This window comes from Parabacteroides caeci, from assembly GCF_023656795.1.
Taxonomy (GTDB): Bacteria; Bacteroidota; Bacteroidia; order Bacteroidales; family Tannerellaceae; genus Parabacteroides; species Parabacteroides segnis.
In genome coordinates, this window is sequence record NZ_JAMOKT010000131.1 from 1 (window position 1) to 3744 (window position 3744).

General features: G+C 40.3%; 3 protein-coding genes. All 3 read left to right on the forward strand.

Going from position 1 to position 3744, the window contains the following annotated elements; genetic code table 11:
* Positions 1-133 precede the first annotated feature (133 nt).
* The 3 genes from NBH15_RS28940 to NBH15_RS28950 all read left to right on the forward strand — a co-directional run bounded on the left by NBH15_RS28940 (position 134) and on the right by NBH15_RS28950 (position 3660).
* Positions 134-1717, forward strand: a complete 1584-nt coding sequence (locus NBH15_RS28940; protein ID WP_250824192.1) for a tyrosine-type recombinase/integrase — start codon at positions 134-136, stop codon at positions 1715-1717.
* Between the two features lie 140 nt (positions 1718-1857).
* Positions 1858-2652, forward strand: a complete 795-nt coding sequence (locus NBH15_RS28945; protein ID WP_250824193.1) for a tyrosine-type recombinase/integrase — start codon at positions 1858-1860, stop codon at positions 2650-2652.
* Positions 2653-2658: 6 nt separating this feature from the next.
* Positions 2659-3660: a tyrosine-type recombinase/integrase gene (locus tag NBH15_RS28950; RefSeq protein WP_250824194.1), complete on the forward strand. Its 1002-nt coding sequence runs from the start codon at positions 2659-2661 to the stop codon at positions 3658-3660.
* Positions 3661-3744: the final 84 nt, after the last annotated feature.

The following is a 3744-nucleotide window of genomic DNA, read 5'->3' on the forward strand; positions in this document are numbered from 1 at the left end:
CCATATGTTAGCTTTCAATTTATGTTGTATAATAATTGTATTTAACTTGCGAACAGTTAGTTGTGTGTTTTTTGGGTAACATATTTTAGGATGTCTACCTATGCTTTATTATTAATTTTTTAAAACTGTGCTTATGATAATTACGGAACTTATCAAAGACAAGAATCGTCATCAAGAGTATCTTGAAGCTCCGATGCTATCTGAAAGGGAATCATATCTTGAATACCTCAGAAGCAAGGGGTACAAAGACGATTATCTAAAGAAAACATCACTATTCCTGTTAAGAATAGTTTGTATTCTCCCAATCGACAACAAGCCTCTCGTATTTGAGACCGTTTCTGCATCCATTAAATGTTTTTGTCAGGACAATCAACTTGGAATCACTTCTGAAAAACATATAATCAGAACGGCAATGAAATGGATACGCTTTATTGGCTTGTCTAATCTTGACGGGCTTATGGAAGCCCCTGTTTTAAACAGCTTGTTTCCTCGACGTCAGTCACGTGCAAAAATGGCATCAGCCCCAATGCTTGCAGAAAGGGAAGCTTTTCTAAAACATAGTCGCAATTTGGGATATTCAGACAATTATCTCAGGCTGATGGCTTATGTCCAACTTCGTGTTGTTCAGAATTTATCCGTATGTACTCAAATTTCTTTTTCAAAAAAAGAAATCATCTTAGGCGCAGAAAAATACGCACGTGGAGGTAAACAATCGGATTCAAACGTAATATACCGAAAAGGGATATTTACAAGAGTAGCCATGAGTTGGCTTGATTTTTTAGGCATACAAGTCTCCAAGAGCACTTCTTTTTGTTTTAATGAATATGCAGAAGAATATCTACGTTTTCTTTCTGACGAAAAAAACTATTCAAAACATACCATTAAAGGAAAACGTAAGGTTCTATGTTGTATGTTACCCGTCCTTGGTCAAATGCATCCAGAGTTGTCCACTATGCAACCAGAGCATATTGATATGTTCCTTACAAGTATCCATAGGGAATGGAACATCAGTCGTAAGACATTGGCCGAATACATCAGCCATTTGCGTTCGTTCCTTCAATATGCCGCCACACAAAACTGGTGTCCAGACAAGTTATCCTTGGCACTCAAACCACCACGTTTGTACTCTGAAGACGGTCTTCCTTTCGCTCCAGAGAAAGAACAGGTACTCGGAGCCGTTCAATTTTATTCAGACTTCAATAGTAAAACAAACATTCGGAACTATGCCATAATGATACTTTTGTCCGTTTATGGAATCCGCACGCATGAACTGGTCAGCCTACAACTGAATGATATAGACTGGGACAAGGAGACAATCCTGTTCCGTCGCTCCAAAGGTGAACGGCCTCAAGTCTTCCCGCTTACCGTGAAAGTCGGTAATGCCATCATACGTTATCTGACAGAAGTAAGAATAAATGATTCATCTCAAAAATCTTTGTTCCAATGTATGGTACCACCGTATAGAGGACTTAGCCACAATGCGGTATATCCCATTGTGAGCAAGGCTCTGAGAAGTCAGGGTATGGAACTTAGGCACTATGGTCCCCATGCACTGAGACATTGGACTGCCACACGGCTTGTCAACGAAGGATTCCCGTTGTATAATGTCAGTCGACAACTCGGACATGAAAGCCCGGATTCCACGAGGATATATGCCAAAGTGAATCTGAAAACACTAAGCATGGTCGCAGAAATGAACTGGGAGGATTTGCTATGACTGTCAAAGAAGCTGTAATCAAATATATTGAGTACAGGCACAACCTTGGGGAAAAATTCAAATCTGCCGGTATTCTTCTTGTGAGTTTTAGCAAGTTTATTGGTAATACGACCGATATCTCCTTGATAAATATGGAATCCGTGAACTCATTCCTATATAAGGAGAACAAGGTTACGGCGATGTGGTTTGCTCGTCACACGTCCTTGAAGGGATTCTTTCAATGGGCTTTTCAGCGAAGCCTTATTGAAACAATTCCATTGACATGGGATATGCCGAAGAGACCTGCCAGGCTTGTTCCTTATATATATAGCCGGGATGAACTTAAACGGTTGTTCAGTTCAGCCTTAGGCTATACCAGGAGAACTCAAAATGTAATCATCCCCTTTGTATATCAGACAATGCTGATTACCATGTATACGATGGGACTTCGCACTTGTGAGGTCATAACACTGAGGGTAGGCGATATAATTTGGGAAGAGTCTTACATTATTATACGTACTACAAAATTTTACAAATCAAGGATTGTTCCATTCAACACTCAAGTAAAAAAAAGGCTCCTGAGTTATTTTGGCTGGCTCAAAGAATCCGGTTTTTCGGTTGATAAGGACGCTCCCTTTTTTGTAACCAAGCAAGCTCAGGCTGTCAACCTCCATACTTTCCGGAACAGTTTTAAACTAATACGGAAAAAGGCAGGAATAATCCGGACGGACTCGGATAGATACCAGCCGCGGATACATGACCTCCGACACACGTTTGCAACCCATCGTTTGATTCAATGGTACAAGGAAGGAGTAGATGTACAGCGAATGTTGCCTATCCTTTCCACCTATCTCGGACATACTTCTATCAAGTATACAAGCGTTTATCTGACGATGACACCTGAATTGCTGGAAACGGCATTGCAACTTTTTGAGAATTACAGACTATCAAAATAATAAAATATGAATACCCATAATGAATACATAAGCTATTGGCTACGCCGGTTCTTACTGGAATATGCCACAACTGTTCGCAATCTGTCAAAGAACACTTTGTTGAGTTATCGTGACACATTCAAGCTTCTGCTTCCGTACTTGTCAAAAATGAACAAGATCGGGATAGAAAAACTCTCCGTGAACCTCCTTACGAAGAACAATGTGCAAGACTTCCTGAAAAATCTTGAAGGCTCCCGCAAAATATCTCCTGCAAGCAGAAACCAACGGCTTACCAGCATACTTGCATTTGCCAAATATCTCTCAACTTATAATCCGGAACATGCAGAACTTTATCGGGAACTTAAACTCATACCCATGAAAAAACACCAGAAACCAATGATTGGCTATTTGGAGAGGGACGAGATGGAAGCATTGCTTGAAGCCCCGGATAAAACTACACAATATGGTTACAGGGACTATGTCATTATCCTGTTCATGTATAACACAGGAGCCAGAGTGGACGAAGTGTCCAAACTGGTTGTAGCCGATTATGACCATACTACCTCCACTGTTATACTGCATGGAAAAGGCAATAAAACACGTAGGTGTCCTCTTTGGAAAAGCACCAACCGTGAGATACGGAAACTTGTCAAGAACTTGACTCCTACACAAAGCATATTTATAAATCGCCATCACGCCCCACTCACCCGGTTTGGAATATATGGACTGATAACAAAATATGCCGCCGAAGCTGCTAAAAAATGCACCTCCCTTGGAAAGAAAAATGTAACGCCTCATGTGATAAGGCACACGACAGCTACGCATCTTCTTCAAGCCGGAGTAGACATTAATACAATCCGAGCATGGCTTGGACATGTTTCTGTGGATACAACCAATGTCTATGCAGAGGTTAGCATGAAAGCCAAATCCGAAGCTCTTGATTGTTGTGAGGTTATTAGCTCCACAAAACAAAAGTGCTGGAAAGATAATCCTGACATCATAGCTTTTCTCAATGGATTATATAAATAAATATGTTGTTCCCAAAACACACAACTAACTGTTCACAAGTTAAATACAATTATTATACAACATAAATTGAAAGCTAACATATGG